Source organism: Microbacterium sp. SS28, from assembly GCF_022761035.1.
GTDB lineage: Bacteria > Actinomycetota > Actinomycetes > Actinomycetales > Microbacteriaceae > Microbacterium.
Window position 1 is genome coordinate 81,956 of sequence record NZ_JAKWJP010000004.1, and the last position, 18,679, is coordinate 100,634.

Annotated in this window: 17 protein-coding genes; 7 read left to right on the forward strand and 10 right to left on the reverse strand. The window is 70.7% G+C overall.

Annotation, left to right across the window (positions count from 1 at the left end; genetic code table 11):
• Positions 1-39 precede the first annotated feature (39 nt).
• From MJ607_RS12095 to MJ607_RS12110, 4 genes are all read right to left on the reverse strand, one after another.
• Complete coding sequence (locus MJ607_RS12095; protein ID WP_243075855.1) at positions 40-1,164, reverse strand: aldose 1-epimerase family protein; 1,125 nt, start codon at positions 1,162-1,164, stop codon at positions 40-42.
• 5 nt (positions 1,165-1,169) lie between these two features.
• Positions 1,170-1,931, reverse strand: a complete 762-nt coding sequence (locus MJ607_RS12100; protein ID WP_243075856.1) for an SDR family NAD(P)-dependent oxidoreductase — start codon at positions 1,929-1,931, stop codon at positions 1,170-1,172.
• A 2-nt stretch (positions 1,932-1,933) separates the two neighbouring features.
• Entirely contained in the window at positions 1,934-2,848 is a 915-nt protein-coding gene (locus tag MJ607_RS12105; protein ID WP_243075857.1) for a sugar phosphate isomerase/epimerase, read from the reverse strand.
• 64 nt (positions 2,849-2,912) lie between these two features.
• Positions 2,913-4,007, reverse strand: a complete 1,095-nt coding sequence (locus MJ607_RS12110; RefSeq protein WP_243075858.1) for a Gfo/Idh/MocA family protein — start codon at positions 4,005-4,007, stop codon at positions 2,913-2,915.
• Between the two features lie 227 nt (positions 4,008-4,234).
• Here MJ607_RS12110 and MJ607_RS12115 point away from each other — a divergent pair, with 227 nt between their 5' ends.
• From MJ607_RS12115 to MJ607_RS12130, 4 genes are read left to right on the forward strand one after another with little or no spacing between them, the layout of a single operon-like run.
• The gene (locus tag MJ607_RS12115; RefSeq protein ID WP_243075859.1) at positions 4,235-5,314 is read left to right on the forward strand and encodes a substrate-binding domain-containing protein; all 1,080 of its coding nucleotides are present in this window, start codon (positions 4,235-4,237) and stop codon (positions 5,312-5,314) included.
• A gap of 28 nt (positions 5,315-5,342) precedes the next feature.
• The gene (locus tag MJ607_RS12120) at positions 5,343-6,881 is read left to right on the forward strand and encodes a sugar ABC transporter ATP-binding protein (protein ID WP_243075860.1); all 1,539 of its coding nucleotides are present in this window, start codon (positions 5,343-5,345) and stop codon (positions 6,879-6,881) included.
• Entirely contained in the window at positions 6,878-7,903 is a 1,026-nt protein-coding gene (locus tag MJ607_RS12125) for an ABC transporter permease (protein ID WP_243075861.1), read from the forward strand. The genes MJ607_RS12120 and MJ607_RS12125 overlap by 4 nt, the downstream gene beginning before the upstream one ends.
• The gene (locus MJ607_RS12130) at positions 7,896-8,909 is read left to right on the forward strand and encodes an ABC transporter permease (protein WP_243075862.1); all 1,014 of its coding nucleotides are present in this window, start codon (positions 7,896-7,898) and stop codon (positions 8,907-8,909) included. Before MJ607_RS12125 ends, MJ607_RS12130 begins: the two co-directional genes overlap by 8 nt.
• A 132-nt stretch (positions 8,910-9,041) precedes the next feature.
• Here the strand turns inward: MJ607_RS12130 and MJ607_RS12135 are convergent, their stop codons facing one another.
• The 4 genes from MJ607_RS12135 to MJ607_RS12150 all read right to left on the reverse strand — a co-directional run bounded on the left by MJ607_RS12135 (position 9,042) and on the right by MJ607_RS12150 (position 14,203).
• Entirely contained in the window at positions 9,042-10,991 is a 1,950-nt protein-coding gene (locus tag MJ607_RS12135) for a glycoside hydrolase family 127 protein (RefSeq protein WP_243075863.1), read from the reverse strand.
• Positions 10,988-11,887: a carbohydrate ABC transporter permease gene (locus MJ607_RS12140; protein WP_243075864.1), complete on the reverse strand. Its 900-nt coding sequence runs from the start codon at positions 11,885-11,887 to the stop codon at positions 10,988-10,990. The genes MJ607_RS12135 and MJ607_RS12140 overlap by 4 nt, the downstream gene beginning before the upstream one ends.
• Before the next feature lie 3 nt (positions 11,888-11,890).
• Entirely contained in the window at positions 11,891-12,817 is a 927-nt protein-coding gene (locus MJ607_RS12145; RefSeq protein WP_243075865.1) for a carbohydrate ABC transporter permease, read from the reverse strand.
• Positions 12,818-12,907: 90 nt separating this feature from the next.
• Positions 12,908-14,203: a sugar ABC transporter substrate-binding protein gene (locus MJ607_RS12150; protein WP_243075866.1), complete on the reverse strand. Its 1,296-nt coding sequence runs from the start codon at positions 14,201-14,203 to the stop codon at positions 12,908-12,910.
• Between the two features lie 173 nt (positions 14,204-14,376).
• Here MJ607_RS12150 and MJ607_RS12155 point away from each other — a divergent pair, with 173 nt between their 5' ends.
• On the forward strand, positions 14,377-15,402 hold the full coding sequence (locus tag MJ607_RS12155; RefSeq protein WP_243075867.1) for a LacI family DNA-binding transcriptional regulator: 1,026 nt from the start codon (positions 14,377-14,379) through the stop codon (positions 15,400-15,402).
• A 19-nt stretch (positions 15,403-15,421) separates the two neighbouring features.
• On the opposite strand, the gene MJ607_RS12160 is transcribed toward MJ607_RS12155, so the two are convergent.
• On the reverse strand, positions 15,422-16,297 hold the full coding sequence (locus MJ607_RS12160) for a DMT family transporter (RefSeq protein ID WP_243075868.1): 876 nt from the start codon (positions 16,295-16,297) through the stop codon (positions 15,422-15,424).
• 4 nt (positions 16,298-16,301) lie between these two features.
• Positions 16,302-17,465, reverse strand: coding sequence for a serine hydrolase domain-containing protein (locus MJ607_RS12165; RefSeq protein WP_308193834.1), 1,164 nt, complete (start codon positions 17,463-17,465; stop codon positions 16,302-16,304).
• A gap of 188 nt (positions 17,466-17,653) precedes the next feature.
• Here MJ607_RS12165 and MJ607_RS12170 point away from each other — a divergent pair, with 188 nt between their 5' ends.
• Both MJ607_RS12170 and MJ607_RS12175 read left to right on the forward strand, forming a co-directional pair.
• Positions 17,654-17,965, forward strand: a complete 312-nt coding sequence (locus MJ607_RS12170) for a DUF2470 domain-containing protein (RefSeq protein WP_243075870.1) — start codon at positions 17,654-17,656, stop codon at positions 17,963-17,965.
• A 45-nt stretch (positions 17,966-18,010) separates the two neighbouring features.
• Positions 18,011-18,664, forward strand: coding sequence for a heme oxygenase (biliverdin-producing) (locus MJ607_RS12175; protein WP_243075871.1), 654 nt, complete (start codon positions 18,011-18,013; stop codon positions 18,662-18,664).
• Positions 18,665-18,679: the final 15 nt, after the last annotated feature.

An 18,679-nucleotide genomic window follows, 5' to 3' on the forward strand; every position in this document is an offset into this window, starting at 1 on the left:
GGTTCCGTTCGGTCGTTCACGCTACGCGTGGGCTGGAGGTCAGGGGCGGAGGCCGTCGGGCTGTTCGCCGATTGCTCGGATGCGGACGCGGGAGGCGTCCACCTCATCGGCACCGTCGAGGATGCCGATCGTCATGTCGTAGGTGCGGCTCTCGCCGTGGCGCAGCCACGTCAGGCTTCCGTCGGCGCGGGCCGCCGCCTCGCCCGTGACGGGGCTGCTCGACGGCTCGAGGCCCACGGCGTACTGCCCCGCGCGCAGGTTCTGCCATTCGAAGAAGTACGGCTGGGTCGCGGCATCCCACGACACCTCGACACCGCGCGAGCCGTCCGCCGCGTGCAGCGCGACGCGGTGCCGCCCGTCGGCACCCGCCGTGACGGCGTGCTCCCACACCTGCTCGACGAACCCGTCGACGGGTGCCGACAGCACGTCGTACGCGACGCCCTGCTGCGAGGTCGAGTCGGACGCCCACACGTGCGACGTGATCGGCGCGACGAGTCGCGTGCCCTCGTCGACGTAGGGGTAGCCGATGTTCAGGTGGTACAGGAACATGTGCGGCGTCGGCTCGAACCCGAGGTTGTCGACGACGTCGTGCACGCGGATCTCGAAGCCGTGGACGTCGAGCTCGATCGTGCGGGTGAGCCGCAGGTGCTCGCCGAACGACGTCGCCTGGATCACCTCGCCGACGACGCGCAGCACGCCGCCCTCGTCACTCCAGTCCTCCTCGACGCGCAGCAGCCGCGCGGGGATCGCCGTGAGGCGGCCGTGCAGTCCGTGGCGCACGGTCTGCTTCGGCGGATAGGCATAGTGCGTCGCGTCGTACTCGCCCCCGAAGAGGGCGTGGTCGAGACCGCCCGTGACGAGCAGCCCGTCGAGGGCGCGCAGCCACGACAGACCGTCCTCGGCGTCGGCTTCGTGCAGTCCGGGATGCCGGAACCCGTTGCCGCTGCGCCACCCGACGGGCTCGCCGCGGAACCGGGCGGAGCCCAGGTCGAAGGCGCGGTCGATGAGCACCTCGACCTCGAGTCCTGCGGCGTTGCGCACGAGGAGCGCGCGCACGCCCTCCTCGCGTCCGTTCTTGAGGACGACCTCCTGGATGCCTGCGAAGGCGGCGAGGTCGCCCGTGCGCCGGCGCAGCGCGCCGGCCGAGAGGGGGGAAGGGGTCATCGGGGTCACTCCATGATCCAGCCGCCGTCGACGTTGATCGTCTGCCCGGTGACGAACGCGGCGTCCGGGCCGACGAGGAACGCCACGACGGCGGCGAGCTCGGCGTCGGTCCCCCGACGCTTGATCGACTGACGGTCGATCACGAACTGGTTGTACTCGGCCGGGTTCTCGTGGATCTCCTCGGCCTTGGTGGGGAAGGCGCCCGGCGAGACGCCGTTGACGCGGATGCCGGCGGGCCCGAGCTCGCGCGCGAGGGCGCGGGTGAGACCCACCGACGCGCCCTTCGTCGAGACGTAGCTCGCGAGGTTCGCCCATCCGCCGTGGAACGTGATCGACCCGATGTTGACGATCGCGCCCGACCCGCGGGGGGCCATGCGCCGCGCGGCGCCCTGCGACCCCAGGAAGTAAGCGGTCTGGTTGACGCGCACGACATCCTCGTACTCGTCCTGCGTGATCTCGAAGAACGGCGTCGCGGGGTAGATCGCGGCGTTGTTGACGAGGGCCTCCAGCGGGCCGAGGTGCTCCTCGGCCTCGGTCAGCGCGCCGTCGAGCGACGCGGCATTCCGCAGATCGACGTGCAGGACGCGGTTGCGTGTGCCCTGTTCGGTGAGCAGGCGCGCGGTCTCGTCGAGCTGCTCGCTCGCGCGGCCCAGCACGCCGATGGCGAACCCGTCGGCGCCCAGGCGCAGCGCGATGGCGCGGCCCAGCGCTCCTCCTGCGCCGGTGACGACGGCTGATCCACGAGGCGCCGACGGGTTCGATGTCATCGTCAGACACCCACCTTGGTGAGGATGTCGTCGACGAACTTCTTGGCGCGCGGCACGTCGCTCTCGTCGAGGTGCTCGATGATGAGCGGCACGTTCGGGCTCTGCTCCGCGAGGCGTCGCACGTAGAACTCGTAGTCGAGCTCGCCGAGGCCCGCCGCGGGCAGCTCGATCTCGCCGACGCCGCGGAAGGTGTGGGACTCGAGCGCGTGCTCGTCGCCGATGTCGGCGTGCTTCTCGCTCTTGTCGTCGCCCGACCGCTTGACATCCTTCGCGTGGGCGATCCGCACGCGGTCGCCGAGGCTGTCGAAGACGGACCCCAGCACCTCCTGCTGTTGGTCGATGTTGTGGGTCTCGAAGTAGTTCGTCGGGTCCATCAGCAGCTGGATGCCGGGGCCCGTGAGGTCGCGGAAGACCTGCTCGGTCTCTTCGCGCGAGCCGATGACGTTGTTGACGTACGTCTCGAGCAGGAACGTCGCGCCGTGGTCGTACGCGGTCTGACGCAGGTCGTCGAGCACGGCGAGCGCCGTGTCGTAGCCCTCGGTCGTCTTGTTCTTGTCATCGTGGACCCAGTCGCTGTCGGCGTTGAAGGTGCCCGACTCCGAGATGACGTAGGGCGTGCCGAACTTGCGGGCGTTGCGGATGATCTCCTTGAGGTAGTCGACGCGACGCGTCCGCTCGTCCAGATCGGGGTGGACGATGTTGGTGTAGCCCGAGATCGCGCAGATCGGCAGATCGTGCGCGCGGAACGTGTCGCGCACCCGCTTGGCCTTCTCATCGGTGATCTGGCCCGCGCTGAGGTCGATGTCGGTGAAGTGCAGGTCGAGCTGCACCGTGTTGAACCCCAGCGAGCGGATCTTCCGCGCCGTGGTCTCGAGGTCGTACGGGAAGTACCCCGAGAAGATTCCGACTTGGATCATTTGCCTTGCTCCTTTGCAGTGGTGGTCGTGCGTATGGGTGAGTGGATGTCGGTGCCGGCGCTGCTCATACCGGGATCTCGGCGACCCGCACGGGGCGGTTCTCGCGGATCGACCGGTAGCCCGCCTCGATCAGCGCGATCGTGCGGACGTTGTCGGCGACGGTGAGCTCGGGCTCGGTGCCGGAGGCGATCGCGTACTGCAGCTGCTCCATGACGCCGATGAAGGCGTGCGGGAACCAGTGCGTGTCCCAGTCCGGCGTCACCCACTGTCCGTCGGTCGCCTTCGTCGAGGCGTAGGTGAGCGTCGAGGGGTCGCCGGTCGGCCAGCCGATGGTGCCCTTCGCGACGCCGTGCGTGCCTTCGACGCGCCACGTGATGCCGGCGTCGGAGTCGTAGCCCTCTTCGCGGGGACCCGACCAGACGTCCTCGACCGACATCGCCAGGACGCCGGAGGGGAATCGGAGGGTCGACACGACGATGCCGTCCTCGTGCGCGAACGTCGTGCGCGGGTCGGTGCGCGTGACCGTGTAGATCTCGTCGGGCTCGCCGAACAGGAAGCGCAGGGCGTCGAGATGGTGAACGCTCATGTTGGCGAGCGTCAGCCGGTCGTAGTCCTCGAGGAATCCCTGCCAGTGCGGGATCGCGTGCATGTTGATCGTCGCGAAGACGACCTCGCCGAGCTCGCCGGCCTCGAGGATCTGGCTCAGCACGCGGATCGACTGGTCGAAGCGCATGTTCTGGTTGACCGAGAGCACCTTGCCGGCCGCGGCCGCCTCGTCGCGCAGCGCGATCGCCTCGTCGAGCGTCAGGGCGAGGGGCTTCTGGGCGAGGATGCCCTTGACATGCTCCTGCGCGAGCGCGGCGCGAATGAGCGCGGGCTGCTGGTCGGGCGGGAAGGCGATGTCGACGATCTCGACGTCGGTGTCGGCGATGAGCGCGAGCGGGTCGTCGTGCACCGTCGGGATGCCGTAGCGCTCGGCGAGCGCCTGCGCCCTGGACGGCGTCCGCGAGGCGATCGCGACGACGGGGAAGCCCGCCTGGCGGTACGCCTCGAGGTGCACGTCGGCCATGATCATGCCGGCGCCGATGGCCCCGATGCGCAGGCCGTTCTCGCGGACCTGGACGTCCGGAGCGAAGCTCGTCTGCTGCTGTGAACCCATTGTCGGGGGTCTCCTCTCTCGCATCTTCGCGGTCCGTGCGACACCTGATAAGCGATCCACGGGTGAGATGAATGATGTTTGCCAGCGCTACTGGCAGCGCTGTCAGAGTTACGGTAGTGTCCCTCCCACGTGCTCGTCAACACAGCATCTGCCAGCGAGCGCGAGGCGGCCCACGACGGTCCGCCCGAGGCCGGAGTCCGGCCTGACGCATGTTCAAAGGAGAAGCAATGCAGTCAACACCCACCCGCAAGCGCAGGGTCGCCGCGGCGGCCGCTGCCCTCGCCGGCGCCGCCCTGATCCTCGCCGGCTGCACGTCGGCCCCCGCGGATGCGGGGACCGGAGACGCGAGCGGCTCGGGGGACGAGAAGTTCGTCATCGGGTTCCAGCAGCCCCTCGGCGGCCAGGCCTGGCGCGAGATGGGGCTCGCGTCGATGCAGGCGCTCGCGGCACGCCCCGAGTACAAGGACAAGGTCGAGCTCAAGATCGTCCGCACCAACGACAACGACGCCGCGCAGCAGAACGCCGCCATCCAGAACCTCATCGCCGAAGGCGTCGACGCCATCATGTTCGACCCGGCCTCGGCCACCGGCGCCGACGCCGCCATCGCGCAGGCGAAGGCCGCCGGCATCCCGGTGCTCGCAACCGGCGGCCCCTACGACAACGACTACGTCTACGTCGTATCGACCGACTGGGCCAACGCCGGCACGATCGGCGCCGAGTGGCTCGCCGACCAGCTGGGCGACAACAAGGACGTCGCGGTGCTCGAGGGCCTCGCGGGCGTTCCGCTCAACGACGGCTCCATGCCCGGTGTCGAGCAGGTCCTGACGGACGCGGGCGCGAACATCGTCGCTCGCGGCACGAACGGCTGGAACGAGGCCGACGCGCAGAAGGCCGCAGCCCAGATCCTGCAGTCCAACCCCGACGTCGGAGGCGTCTACTCGTTCCTCACGGGCGGACAGGGCATCCCCGAGGCGTTCGCCGATGCCGCCATCCCCTTCGTCCCGGTCGTGGGCGGCTCGGGCTACAACGGCGAGGCCTGCACGCTCGTCGAGTACGGACCCGACGGTCTCGTCGGCAACAACGTCTTCGGCCAGCCCGCCATCTACGCCAAGGGCCTCGAGCAGGCCGTCATGCTCCTCGAGGGCGACGACATCGAGAAGCAGCAGTTCTACCCGCCGCTCGAGATCACGAACGACAACGCCGAGGACTTCTGCCTCCCCGACCAGCCGGACAACTTCCAGCTCGGCTACGACTTCCCCGGACTCGACCTGACGGTCGACGAAGTCCTCGCCTTCTACCAGAAGTAGCCCGAACACCGACGTCCCAGGAGACGAAGTGGACAATCAGCCCTTCCGCGGCACCGCGTCAGACGCGGTGCCGCGGACGGACCCGCTGCTCGCGGCATCCGATCTGACCAAGAACTATGGGCCCGTGCGTGCGCTCGCCGGCGCGAGCTTCACGTGCATGCCCGGCGAGGTGCTCGCGCTCGTCGGCGAGAACGGCGCGGGCAAGAGCACCGTGTCGCGCATCCTCGCGGGTGCGACGGCGGCCACCTCCGGGACCATCACCCTCGACGGCGAGCCGTTCGCGGTGGGCTCGATCGCCGAGGCCCGCGAACGCGGGGTCGCGTGCGCGTTCCAGGAGCTCGCCCTCGTGCCGGACTGGACGGTCGGCGAGAACCTCCTGCTCCCCGAGAAGCGGGGGCGCGGGATGTTCTCGCAGCGGCAGGCGCGCGAGCAGGCGGAGCGTCTGCTCACGGACCTCGACGTGACGCACCTCGACCCCGCGACCGTCGTGGGCGATCTGCGGCTCGCCGACCGGCAGGTGATCGAGATCGTCCGCGCGATCGCGGCGGACCCGAAGCTGCTGATCCTCGACGAGGCTTCCTCGGCCCTGAGCCCCGTGGGAGTCGAGTGGCTCTTCGCCCGCATCCGCGAGCTCACGGCGCGCGGCGTCGGCATCATCTACGTCTCGCACCGGCTCGGCGAGATCTCCGAGATCGCCGACCGCGGCACGGTGCTGCGGGACGGCGTCTCTGTGGGGGAGTTCTCGCGCGGATCGTGGTCGGACGACGACCTCGTCTCACTCATGGCCGGGCGCACGACGCGTCGCCTGTTCCCCGAGCGTCCGCCGGCACCCGCGGCCGACGCCCCGCTCGCCCTCGAGGTCGCGGGACTGCGCTCCGAGACCCTCGCCGACGTGACCCTCGAGGCGCGCCGCGGCGAGATCCTCGGCATCGGCGGCCTCCAGGGCCAGGGGCAGACCGAGCTGCTGCGCTGCCTGTTCGGCGCCGCGCCGGCCGTCGCCGACACGTGGCGCGTCGGCGGCAAGGACATCCGGCACCTCAGCCCCACGCGCGCCGTGCGCGCGGGTCTCGGCTTCGTGCCCGAGGACCGCAAGACCGAGGGCCTCGCCCTCAACCTCGGAGTCGGGGAGAACCTGCTCGCCCCGTGGCTGCGCTCGTTCGGCGCGGGCGGCCCTGCGCTGCTGCGCGCCGAGCGCCCCTGGGTCGACCGCGTGCTCGGCGGGCTCAGCGTCCGCACCCGCGGACCCGAGGAAGCCGTCGGCGCGCTGTCCGGCGGCAATCAGCAGAAGGTCGTGTTCGGCCGGTGGATCGACCGCAAGCGGTCGGTGCTCCTCCTCCACGACCCCACGCGCGGCATCGACGTCCGCGCCAAGCAGGAGCTCTACCGGGCGATGCTCGAACTCGCGGAAGCGGGTGTCGCGATCGTCTGGTTCTCGACCGAAGTGGAGGAACTGGTGCACCTGTGCCACCGGGTCGCCGTGCTCTACCGCGGGCAGGTCGCCCGCGTGCTCGAGGGCGACGACATCACACCCGACGCGATCGTGGGGGCGGCGGTGGGAACCTCATGAGCCCCACGACGACCACGATCGCCACCGCTCCCAAGGCGGTCGGCCGCTTCGCATCCGGCGCGAGCCGCATGCGCTACGACGGCGCGCTCGCGCCGATCCTCGCCTTCGTCGTGTTCTTCGGCGTGTACCTCGTCGTCAACCCCGGCCTGCTGACACGGTTCCAGCTGCAATCGGCGGCGAGCCTCATCGCGCCTCTCGCGCTCATCGCGCTGGGCCAGCTGCTCATCGTGCTGATCGGCGGCATCGACATCTCGATCGGCGCCATCACGAGCCTCTGCAACGTGGTCTTCGCGACGCAGATCGCCGCGCTGACGGCACCCGGCGCGATTCTGCTGTGCGTCGTGACCGGCGTCCTGTGCGGCGCGGTCAACGGTCTGCTCGTGGCCTACGTGAACCTCCCTGCGATCGCCGTGACGCTCGCGACAGCCTTCATCTATGCGGCCCTCGCCCGGCAGATCCTCGATCGCCCCGGCGGCGCGCTGAGCGAGGAGGTCTACCTCGCGACGAGCGGAGAGCTCGTCGCGTACGTGCCCATCGCGGTCGTGTGGCTCACGGTCGCGGCGGTCGGGCTCTGGATCTTCCTGCAGCGCACGGCGTTCGGCCGACAGGTCTACGGCGTGGGCTCGGGGCGCGTCGCGGTGCAGTCGGCGGGGCTCAAGCCGCGGCTCACGATCCTCATGACCTTCATGGTCTCGGGCGGCATCGTGTCGTTCGGCGCGATCCTGCTGGCCGGCTCGACGCTCACGGGAGACCCGCGCAGCGGCGACCCGTATCTGCTCAGCTCGATCGCCGTCGTCGCCCTCTCGGGTGCGTCCTTCGCGGGCGGCCGGGGCAGCATCCTCGGCACCGTCCTCGCGGCTGCCGTGCTCGGGATGGTCGGCAACATCCTGTTCTTCGCCGGCATCAACTCCTACTGGCAGTACGTCATCAGCGCGCTGATCATCCTCGCCGTCGTCGTGATCCCGCGGCTCGTGCAGCTGAGCATCCGCCGGTCGGCGCTCCGAAAGGGACACCATGAGTGACACGCGCACCGTCGTGGACGAGCACGACGATCTCGTCGACCACGGCGCTTCCGCGCAGAGCCGGTTCGTGCGGCTGGTGTCGCGCATGCCGCGGGCCGGCTGGGGCATCGCGATCTTCATCGCACTGTTCGTGATCGGCGGGATGCTCCGTCCTTCGCTCTTCAGCCTTCCCGGTCTCCTCAGCACGGCGACGTTCGCCGCGATCCTCGCGGTCGCCTCGTACGGACAGACGATCGCCGTCATCCAGGGCGGCATCGACCTCTCCGTGCCGAACACGATCGCGTTCGCGGCGCTCGGGTTCCTCACGTGGAACGCGACGCTCGGCCCCGTGCCGGCCCTCCTGCTCGCCCTCGCGAGCGGGGTCGTGATCGGACTCGTGAACGGCACGATCGTCGCGAAGATCGGGTTGACGCCCATCGTCACGACGATCGCGATGAACGGACTGCTGTTCGGCCTCCTGCTGCTGAACTTCCCGCTGTCCGAACTGACTGTCGTCCCGGACCTCGTGACGTCGTTCACGTCCCACCGCTTCGAGATCCTGGGGCTGTCGATCGCGGCAGTGCTCCCCGTCGCCCTGCTGCTCATGCTGCTGCTTCAGCTCGTGCTCAGCTACACGGGGTGGGGCCGCTCGCTCTTCCTCGTGGGCTCGCGCGAAGAGGCCGCGCGCCTCGCGGGCCAGCCCGTCGCCCGCATCCGCATCTCGGGCTATGCCGTGTCGGGCCTGCTCGCGGCCTTCGCGGGACTCGTCATCGTCGGCTACTTCTCGCAGGCCGAGACCACGATGGGCAACAGCTATCTGCTCGGCTCGGTCGCCGCGGTCATCGTGGGCGGTGCATCGATGTTCGGTGGCCGGGGCTCGATGGTCGGCACGTTCGTCGGCGCGCTCGTGCTCGGCCAGGTCTCGACGCTCGTCGCGGTCTTCAACCTCGGCGCGACGATCCAGAACCTGATCTACGGGCTCATCATCCTCGCGGTGCTCGCCGCGTACGGGCGCGACCGCAGCTGACGAAGAAGCACCTGCCGATCCCCGCGGCTTCGCAGCCGGGCGGTTCGGCAGGTGCTTTCGTGCGCGCGGTCCCCGCCCGGTGCCGCCCGTCGGGCCGCGCCGGCCAGCCGCGCCGTGCCGCCCGTCAGGCCGTCAGGCCACCGGGATGAAGACCCGCATCGTCGACGGGCCGCGCTCGGCCCACTCGTGGTAGGCGACGAGGGGGACCTCGGCGGTCGCGGGGGACGCGGCATCCGGAGCCCCTCCATACGGCCACGCGTGCGCACCCGACGGTGCGACCGCGACGCGGACCCACACGCGGCCGTCGCGCTCGACGGGCGGTGACGAAAGGTCGACGGCGACACCCTCGACGTCGTCGAGGCCCGCAGGAGCGAGGTCGACCGACTCGAGCGCGAGCACCTCGGGGCCCCGCTCGATCGCGACGCAGCCGCGCACGGCGTCGATGCGCGGATCGGGCACCGAGACGCGCGGCGCGACCGGCAGGTCGAGCTCGACGACGTCACCCTCCGCGAAGCGCCGGCGCACCTCGGCGAGACCGGGAGCGACCTCGCGCTCCTCGACGCCGTCTGCCGACCGCGCGCGCAACGCGGCGCCGACCGCCCACGACGGCACGCGCAGGCCGAGCGTCCACTCGCCGGCGGAGCGCACGGTCACTCGCACGAGGCCGTCCTCGGGGTAGTTCGTCTCGACGTCGAACGCGACCTCGCGGCCGTCGGGCAGGGTCGTGCGCACCTCGGCTCGCGCGTACTGCTGCACCTGCACGCCGTCGTCGTCGGCGGTCGCGACGTAGGCGTCGAGGCTCGCGAAGGTGCGCGCGACGTTCGGCGGACAGCACGACACCTCGAACCACGGCGCGCGCAGCGCACCGGCTGCCCGGGGCGAGGTCGCCTCGGGGTCGGCGGGCACGCCCGGCACGCGCTCGTGGAGCGTGTTGGCGTAGTAGAAGGCCGTGCCCTCGGCGCTCGGCGAGGTCGCCACGACGTTGTAGAGCGTGCGCTCGACGAGGTCGGCGTACCGCGGGTCGCCGTCGGCGAGCAGGAGCCGCGACGCGAACATGATCGACCCGATCCCCGCGCACGTCTCGGAGTAGGCGCGGTCGGCGGGCAGCTCCCAGTCGTCCCCGAACGCCTCGTCCTGGTGGTGGGATCCCTGCCCGCCCGTGATGTAGGTGCGCCGCGCGATCGTGCGCTCCCACTGGCGGCGGAGCGCGTCGAGCAGCTCGTCGTCGCCCGACTCGACCGCGACGTCGACGGCAGCGGCCGACAGGTAGTTCGCCCGCACGGCGTGCCCGCGCAGGACGTCGGCCTCGCGCACCGGCACGTCGTCCTGATAGTAGGAACGGCCCCACTCGTGCTCGGCGAGGGTCGCGGCGCCGTGGCGCTCGATGAACAGACGGGCCTGCGCGAGGTAGCGCTCGTCGCCCGTGAGTCGGGCGAGCTCGGCGAGCCCGACCTCGATCTCGGCGTGGCCGCAGATCGACGCGATCCCGTCGGGTCCGAAGACGTCGCACACGAGGTCGGCGGCGCGGCGCGCGACCGCCAGCAGCCCGTCGTCGGCGCCGGGCCGCGTACGCTCACGCGCGACGGCCGCCTGGAAGAGGTGCCCGAGGCAGTACAGCTCGTGGCCCCATTCGAGGTTGGCCCAGCGCGGCTCCTGGCCGGGCCGGCCGAACATCGTGTTCAGGTAGCCGTCCGGCTCCTGCGCCGCCGCGACGCGCGCGACGATCGCGCGGAACCGCGCCTCGAGCACCCCGTCGGACGTGCGGCCGATCTCCCATGCGAGCGCCTCGAGGTACTTGTAGACCTCGGAGTCCGAGAACTCGCGCCCCCGGCGGCCCGCCGGCAGGGTGCCGGTCGAGGCGAGGTCGAAGTTCGGCAGCCAGCCCTCGGACTCGAGGCGCGACTCGATGTGGGCGAGGGTCGCGCGGCCGTTGACCCGCTGCCGGCGCGCCCAGAACCCGCCCGTGATGCGCACCTCCGTCTGGCCGAGCGGTCGCAGTGCTCCGCGCCTCGGCACGGCAGGCGCGGCGGGGACGGTCGGCACGGCGGGCGCGGCGGGGATCGAAGTCGAAGTCATTGTCATCCTTTGAACGCACCGGACATGAAGCCGCGCACGTAGTGGCGCTGCAGAACGAGGAAGAGCACGATGCACGGCAGCGCCAGCACGACGACGCCGGCCTCGGTCGCGCCGTAATCGATGACGCCCTGCACCTGCACGCGCAGATTCGCCACTGCGAGGGGCAGCGTCATCCGGTTCGTGTCGGTGATGAGGATGAGCGGCGCCATGAAGTCGTTCCATGCCGCGAGGAAGGCGAAGAGGCCCACCGTGATGAGGCCCGGCTTGACGGCGGGCAGCAGCACGCGCCACAGGGCGCCGAAGGTCGAGCATCCGTCGACCATCGCGGCCTCGTCGAGCTCGCGCGGCACGGACTCGAACGAGATGCGCATCATGAACATCGAGAACGGCAGCTGGAACATCGTCAGCACGATCGCGACGCCCACGAGCGAGTTCGCGAGGCCGACCGAGTTGAGGATGACGTAGAGCGGGATCAGCAGCGTCGCGTACGGCACCATCAGGATCGCGAGCGTCGTGAGGAACAGGATGTTCTTGCCCGGGAACGAGAAGCGCGCGAACGCATAGCCGCCCAGCAGCGAGATCGTGAGGGTCAGGAGCACCGTCAGCAGCGACACGAACAGCGAGTTGCCGAGGTAGACCCAGATGCCCGCCTGGTAGTTCGCGAGCGCGACGTAGTTGCCGAAGCCCCAGCCGTCGGTCTGGCTCGTGCCGGCGCGCGGCTGCACCGACGAGACCGCGGTCCACACGAGCGGGTACAGGAAGATGATCGCGAGCGCCGTCGTGAAGACCCAGTACGGCACTCCGAGCACGATGCGGCCGATGGCCGAGCGGCCGCGCGGGGACGTGCGGGGCGGCTCGACGCGGATGACGTCGGTCGCGCTGAAGGTCTGCTGCGTCGTCATGGCTCAGCCCTCCTCGGGGCGACGGAACGCCCGCAGCTGGAAGATGTTGATGACGACGAGCGCGATCAGCACGAGGACCGAGATCGCGGCGGCGACGCCGAGGTCGTTCTGGCCCTGGAAGGCGACGTTGTAGATGAGCTGCACGATCGTCATGGTGCTGTTGTCGGGTCCGCCCTTGGTGAGGATGTAGAACTGCTCGAACGCGAGCAGCGACCCCGTGACGCACAGCACGATCGTGAGCGCGAAGGTCGGCCGAAGGAGCGGCAGCGTGATGTCGCGGAACGTCTGCCAGCGCGACGCGCCGTCGATCCGCGCGGCTTCGTAGACGTCGTCGGGGATGCCCTGCAGCCCCACGAGCATCAGCAGCATGTAGAACCCGGCGTACCGCCACACGACGAGGAAGACGGTCGACCACAGAGCGCCCTCGGGCGTGCCGAGGAACGTGAACCCCCACGTCTGCATGAGATCGGCGAACGGTCCGGCGTAGGGCGAGTAGAGGACGTAGAACAGGAGGGATGCCGAGGCCAGCCCGAGCGCGCTGGGCACGAGGAACGACGTCCGCAGGATCGACTTCCATCGCGTCGACTCCTGCACCAGCATCGCGAGTCCGAGGCCGAGCCCGACCAGGAGCACCGTCGTGATGACGGTGTACTTCAGCGTGAACCCGATCGAGTCCCAGAAGAGCCGGTGGTCGACGGCGTCGACGTAGTTCTCGGGGAAGTTCGGGCCCTGGTAGCCGCCGAGCAGCGGCCAGTCCGACGCCGACATCCGCAGCACGAGCCCGAGCGGGATGATGAAGACGAAGACGACGAACGCGAGCGTCGGCAGGGCGTAGCCCCAGCCGCGCAGGGCTTCGCGTCGCGCCCGGCGCGAGCGGCGCGGGCGCTTCGGTCGCGCCGCGGGCGGGGCGTCGAGGGTGTCGGCGACCATGTCGGGTTCACTTTCGCTGGGGCCGCGAGGGCGGCGGGATGCGGCATCCCGCCGCCCTCGCAGGCGTGGAGGCTCACGAGCCTCCGTGGGTCACTGCTGGAGGATCTCGGTGATGCCGTCGTTGTCGGCGTCGACCGTGTCGGTGCCCTCGAGCACGGCGTTGCGCACGAGCGTCAGCCAGGGGCTGCCGGGAGCGTTGAACGCCTGCTGGAAGTTCAGCGCGACGGGCGTGTCGCCCTGTCCCGCGACCTCGTTGATCGTGACGAGCCGCGGGTCCTCGGCGGCGTACTCGTTGTCGGCGAGGTCGGCGCGCGCGACGACGTCGTTGTTCTTGGCGAGCACCTCGACCTGGGCGTCCTCCGACATGAGCCAGTTGAGGAAGTTCCACGCCTGCGCGGACTTCTTCGAGTCCTTCGAGATGCCGATGCCGTCACCGCCGACGAACGTCGACGCGCCACCCTCGGGGCCGGGGATGCCGGCGACGCCGACGTCGAACGGCGTCGACGAGAGCAGGGTCGCGGGGTAGAACATGAGCCCGACGTTGCCCTCGGTGAACGCCGCCGTCCAGGTCGGTCCCGCCTCGTCCTGCGAGCTGGGCAGCACGGCGCCCGACTCCCACAGGTCGTTCCACGTGTCGTAGACGGCCTTCGCGGTGTCGCTGTTCAGGAGCGACTCGGTGCCCTCCTCGTTCATGACCTCCTCGCCGTCGGCCCACACGCTCGGGAACCACGTGAAGACGAGGCATCCGCCGCAGTTGAGGCCCGTCGCGGTGCCGTAGACGCCGTCCTTGCCGAGCGCCTGCACAGCCTTGGCGGCCTCGGCGTACTCCTCGAGGTTCGCGGGCGCCTTCTCGGGGTCCAGGCCCGCCTCGGCGAAGAGCTCCTTGTTCCAGAAGAGCATCGACAGGTCGAGCACGAACGGCAGGACGTGCTCCTGGCCGTCGCTCGTGCCGGCCGACAGGTGGCCCTTGTTGATCTCGTCCTTGAAGTCGAGGCCGTCGATCTGCTCGGTGATGTCCTGGAAGAGCCCCGCCTCGACCCAGTTGGGCACGTAGACGATGTCGGCGGCGAACAGGTCGGGGAGCCCGTTCGAGCCGGCAGCGGCGCCGACCTTCGCGACGTAGTCGTCGTTCGGGACGACCGTGAGCTCGACCTGGTTCTCGTGGCTCGCGTTGTACGCGTCGACGAGCAGGTTGGCCTGCTTCTCGAGGGGCGCGCGCGTCCACAGGGTCAGCGTCGAGCCGTCGTCGACCCCTTCGGGGCCGATCGATTCGGCGGGCGCCGGGGTCTCTGCGCCGGAGCAGGCAGCCAGCCCGCCGATCAGCGCCCCGGTCGCGATGATCGCCGTGAGTGCGCGGAATCCGCGCCGGCGTCGCAGGTTGGTCATGCTGTCTCCTCTTGCTCTTCATCGAGCGGGGCGGCCGGCGTCGGGCCGGGCTGAACCGCTGTGCATGGTGGCGAGGTTCCGAAAACTCCGAAATCCCTTTCGGGACGCTATCGTGAGTCGAGACGGTCGGTCAAGACACCATGCCGATAACGTTTCCGCAACGGGGAGGGCACATGGTCGCGTATGAGGGAACGTCGCGCGCCGCGACGCTGAGCGACGTCGCGCGCATGGCAGGCGTCTCCATCGCGACGGCATCGAAAGCGCTCAACGGACGGGGGGATGTCGCTCCCGCGACGCGCAAGCGCGTGCTCGACGCCGCCGAGACCCTCGCCTTCACACCCAACGCGATGGCGCGCGGCCTGCTCGCAGGACGCACGGGCACGGTCGGCCTGCTCACGAGCGACCTCGAGGGCCGCTTCATGCTGCCGATCCTCATGGGCGCCGAGGACGCCTTCGGCGCGGGCCAGGTCAACGTCTTCCTGTGCGACGCCCGCGGCGACGCGATCCGCGAGCAGCACCACCTCAAGGCGCTCCTGAGCCGCCGCGTCGACGGCATCATCGTCGTCGGCAGGCAGACCGATCCGCGCTCCTCCCTCGGGCAGGACCTCCCGGTCCCCGTCGTCTACGCGTACGCGCCCTCCGACGACCCGCGCGACCTGTCGCTGACGCCCGACAACTACGCGGGCGGCCGCCTCGCCATCGAGCATCTGATCTCGTGCGGCCGCACCCGCATCGCGCACATCTCGGGCGATCCCGCCTACGCGGCGGCGCAGGACCGCCTCGCGGGCGCCCGCGCCGCGCTCGAGACGGCCGGTCTGGCGCTCGTCGGCGAGCCGATGTTCTCGGTCTGGTCCGAGCCGTGGGGGCGCGATGCCGCCGCGATGCTCCTGGCGCAGCATCCCGATGTCGACGCGATCTTCTGCGGATCCGACCAGATCGCGCGCGGCGTGCTCGACACGGCGCGCGACCTCGGGCGGCGCGTGCCCGACGACCTCGCCGTCATCGGCTACGACAACTGGGAGGTGCTCACGACCAACTCGCGCCCCGAGCTGACGAGCATCGACGCCAACCTCCAGCAGCTCGGCCGGCACGCCGCGCAGCGCGTCTTCGACGCGATCGACGGCGTCGACATCGGCGAGGGCACGCACCACCTGCCCGTGCGGCTCGTCATCCGGGGCTCGACGATCCCCCGACGCTGAGCCCGGGATGCGGCATCCGTCAGCCGATCGGCTCGGCCGCCTCCTGCGCGGCGCGCTGCGACGACCGCACCGCCCCGATCGACGCGACGATCACGAGGCCGATGCCGACGATCTCGAGCCACGCGAGGTGCTGGCCCAGCAGCAGCCACCCCGCGAGAGCGGCCGTCGCGGGGGCGAGGCTCATGAGGATCGCGAAGGCGGATGCCGCGAGCCGGCGCAGCGCGATGAGCTCGAGCGCGTACGGGATCGTCGAAGAGAGCACCGCGACCGCCGCCCCGAGCGCGAGCAGCCCCGGCCGCAGAAGCGCCTCGCCCGCCGAGGCGATGCCGAACGGGAGGGCGACGAGCGCGCCCACCGTCATGGCGAGCGCGAGTCCGTCGAGCTTGGGGAACTCCCGCCCGACGCGCGCCGACGCGAGGATGTAGAACGCCCAGCTCGCCGCGGCGCCGAGCGCGAAGACGACGCCGAGCGGGTCGAGCCGCTCCCAGCCGCCGCCGCCGAGCGCGAGCACGCCCGCGAACGCGACGGCCGCCCACGCCCACGCCGAGGCGCGCCGCGCGGCGACGATCGAGAGCGCGAGGGGTCCGAGCACCTCGATCGTGACGGTCACGCCCAGCGGGAGGCGTTCCAGCGCGAGGTAGAACAGGCCGTTCATCGTCGCGAGCACGAGCCCGAAGGCGATGACCGCCCTCCAGCCGCTGCGAGAGTGACCACGCAGCTTCGGGCGGGCGATGAGCAGCAGGATGACGGCCGAGAACGCGAGCCGCAGCATGACGATGCCGAGCGGACCCGTCTGCGGGAAGAGCACGACCGCGAGCGCCGCGCCCACCTCCTGGCAGGCGAGGCCCGTGACGACGAGCAGGATGGCGGCGTTCTGCCCCGTGCGCGCGCTCATCCCGTCACGGGATGGGGCAGATCGCCGACCCCGTGATGGCGTCGTGGTACTGCTGAGCCGTCCAGGGCAGGCCGGCCTCGGGGGCCGTCTGACCCGGTGCTGCCGGCGCCTTCGAAGCGATCGCCGCGAGCTCCCATGCGAGCGCGAGCGCCATGCCCGACCCGGCCGCGGAGTTGTTGAGCACGACGGCGACCGTGAGGCCCGACGCGGGATCCGCGAAGGCGGCCGTCGCATACCCGGGGACGGCGCCGGACTGCCCGATGAGCGAGCCCGCCTGGTAGACGCCGCCGCGCGTCGTGTACCACGCGGGCGCGCCGTCGTAGGCGGGGAGGGCGCCGTCGAGCCGGTCGGTGTCGGCGGGCACGAGCGCGTCCGCGGCGAGCGCCTGCGCGTAGCGTCCGAGGTCGCGGATGTCGGTCACGACGCCCGCATCGGTGTAGCCGGTCGAGGTCGAGAGCTTCGTGATGTCGAGCGGCTCTGCGCAGTTGGCCGCGCCCGCGGCGTCGCGCTGCGAGAGATAGCCCGCCAGCATCGACGAAGGCAGTTCGGCGCCGTCCGCCGGAAGCCGGGTCGCCGACAGCCCGAGCGGAGTCGCGACCTGCTCTGAGATCAGCTCGGCCGCCGTCGAGTCGCTCGCATGCTCGAGCGCGAGGCCCAGGAGCACGTAGCCCGCATCCGAGTCGCGGAAGGCGGTGCCGGGCTGCGTGCGCGCAAGACCGAGCCCGTAGCTCGCGAGCTCGCGCGGGTTCCACACGCGCTCGGGCATCGAGAGCCACGTCGAGAGCAGCTGGCCCGAGTACGACCCGATGCCGGCGGTGCCGTCGCACAGCTCACCGAGCGTCACTTCGCTCATGTCGGCGACGCCCGTGACGTACTTCGTGACGGGGTCGTCGAGCGCGACGACACCCTGGCCGGCGAGCCGGTAGAGCACGTCGCACGTCATCGCCCTCGTCACCTGAGCGGCCTTGAACTGCTGATCGGTCGACACGGCGGAGCCCGCGCCGGCCGGCTTCTGCGTGCCGAGGCCCGCGACCCACTCGCCGCTCCACGGCGCCCACACGCCCACGATGGCCCCGGGCGCGCCGGCTGCCGCCATCGCATGCGCCGCGGCCGCCTGCAGCTGGTCGACCGTCTCGGTGGAGAAGTCGGCGTCGACCTGAGCGGGCACGTCGATCTCGATCGCGGCGGGCGCCGAGCACCCGGAGAGCGCGAAAGCGAGGACGGCCGCACACGCCGTCGCAACGCCTAGGCGGCGATGGTGCCGAAGGAGCCTCAACTCTCACCCCCCGATGATCGTTCCTAGATTCAAACACACGCCGGGAGATCCGACGGACTCGTCATCCCTAGGGTGTGAATATGACGTTCCGATTCGACGACGGTGTGGTGGCGGCCGTGCTGGGGCACATGAACGGCGACCACACGGGCGACAACCTCCTGATCGCGCGCGCATTCTCGTCGGAGGACGGCCTCGTGTCGGCGACGATGACCGGATTCGACGGCGACGGCGGCGACTGGGAGGCCCAGCGCGCCGACGGCGAGCGGATCGCGGTGCGTGCGCCGTGGCCCGGCGGCACGATCGCCGACCGGCCGGCCGTGCGGCGCGAGGTCGTCGCGCTGTACGACGAGGCGTGCCGCCGCCTCGGCGTGGAGCCCCGCCCGCACGCGTAGCAGATCATGACTTAGGTCGTGCTTACCTTGAGCTATCCTGAAGGTATGAGCGACCCGATCCCGTTCTCCGCCGCGCTGCGCGAGCGCTCCGGCTCCGCCCACTCGACGAGCGAGCATGCGGGCTTCATGGCCGACCTCATCAAGGGCGACGGCACCCGCGACGACTACATCGCCCTCGTGGCGCAGCACTGGTTCATCTACTCGTCGCTCGAGGCGGCGACCGAGCGGATGCGCGCAGACCCCGTCGCGGCGGTCTTCATCAGCGACAAGCTCACGCGCCTGCCCGCCCTCGAGGCCGACCTCGAGTTCCTCATCGGCCCGGACTGGCGCGAGCGCATCACGCCGCTCCCGACCACGCGCCGCTACGTCGCGCGCATCGACCACGTCGGTTCGACCTGGCCCGGCGGGTTCGTCGCGCACCACTACACGCGCTACCTCGGCGACCTCTCGGGCGGCCTCTTCATCGGGCGACTCATGGCGCGGCGCTTCGGGTTCGAGACGAACGGCATCGGTTTCTACCTGTTCGGCGACATCGCCGACCCGCAGGCCTTCAAGGAGGTCTACCGCGAGCAGCTCGACATCGCGCCGTGGGATGCCGCCGAGCAGGAGCGCGTCATTGACGAGGTGCTTCTCGCCTACCGGTTCAACACGGAGCTCTTCGAAGACCTCGCCGCCGCGAAGGCCTCGCAGGTGGCCTGACGCCCGGCGCCCCGC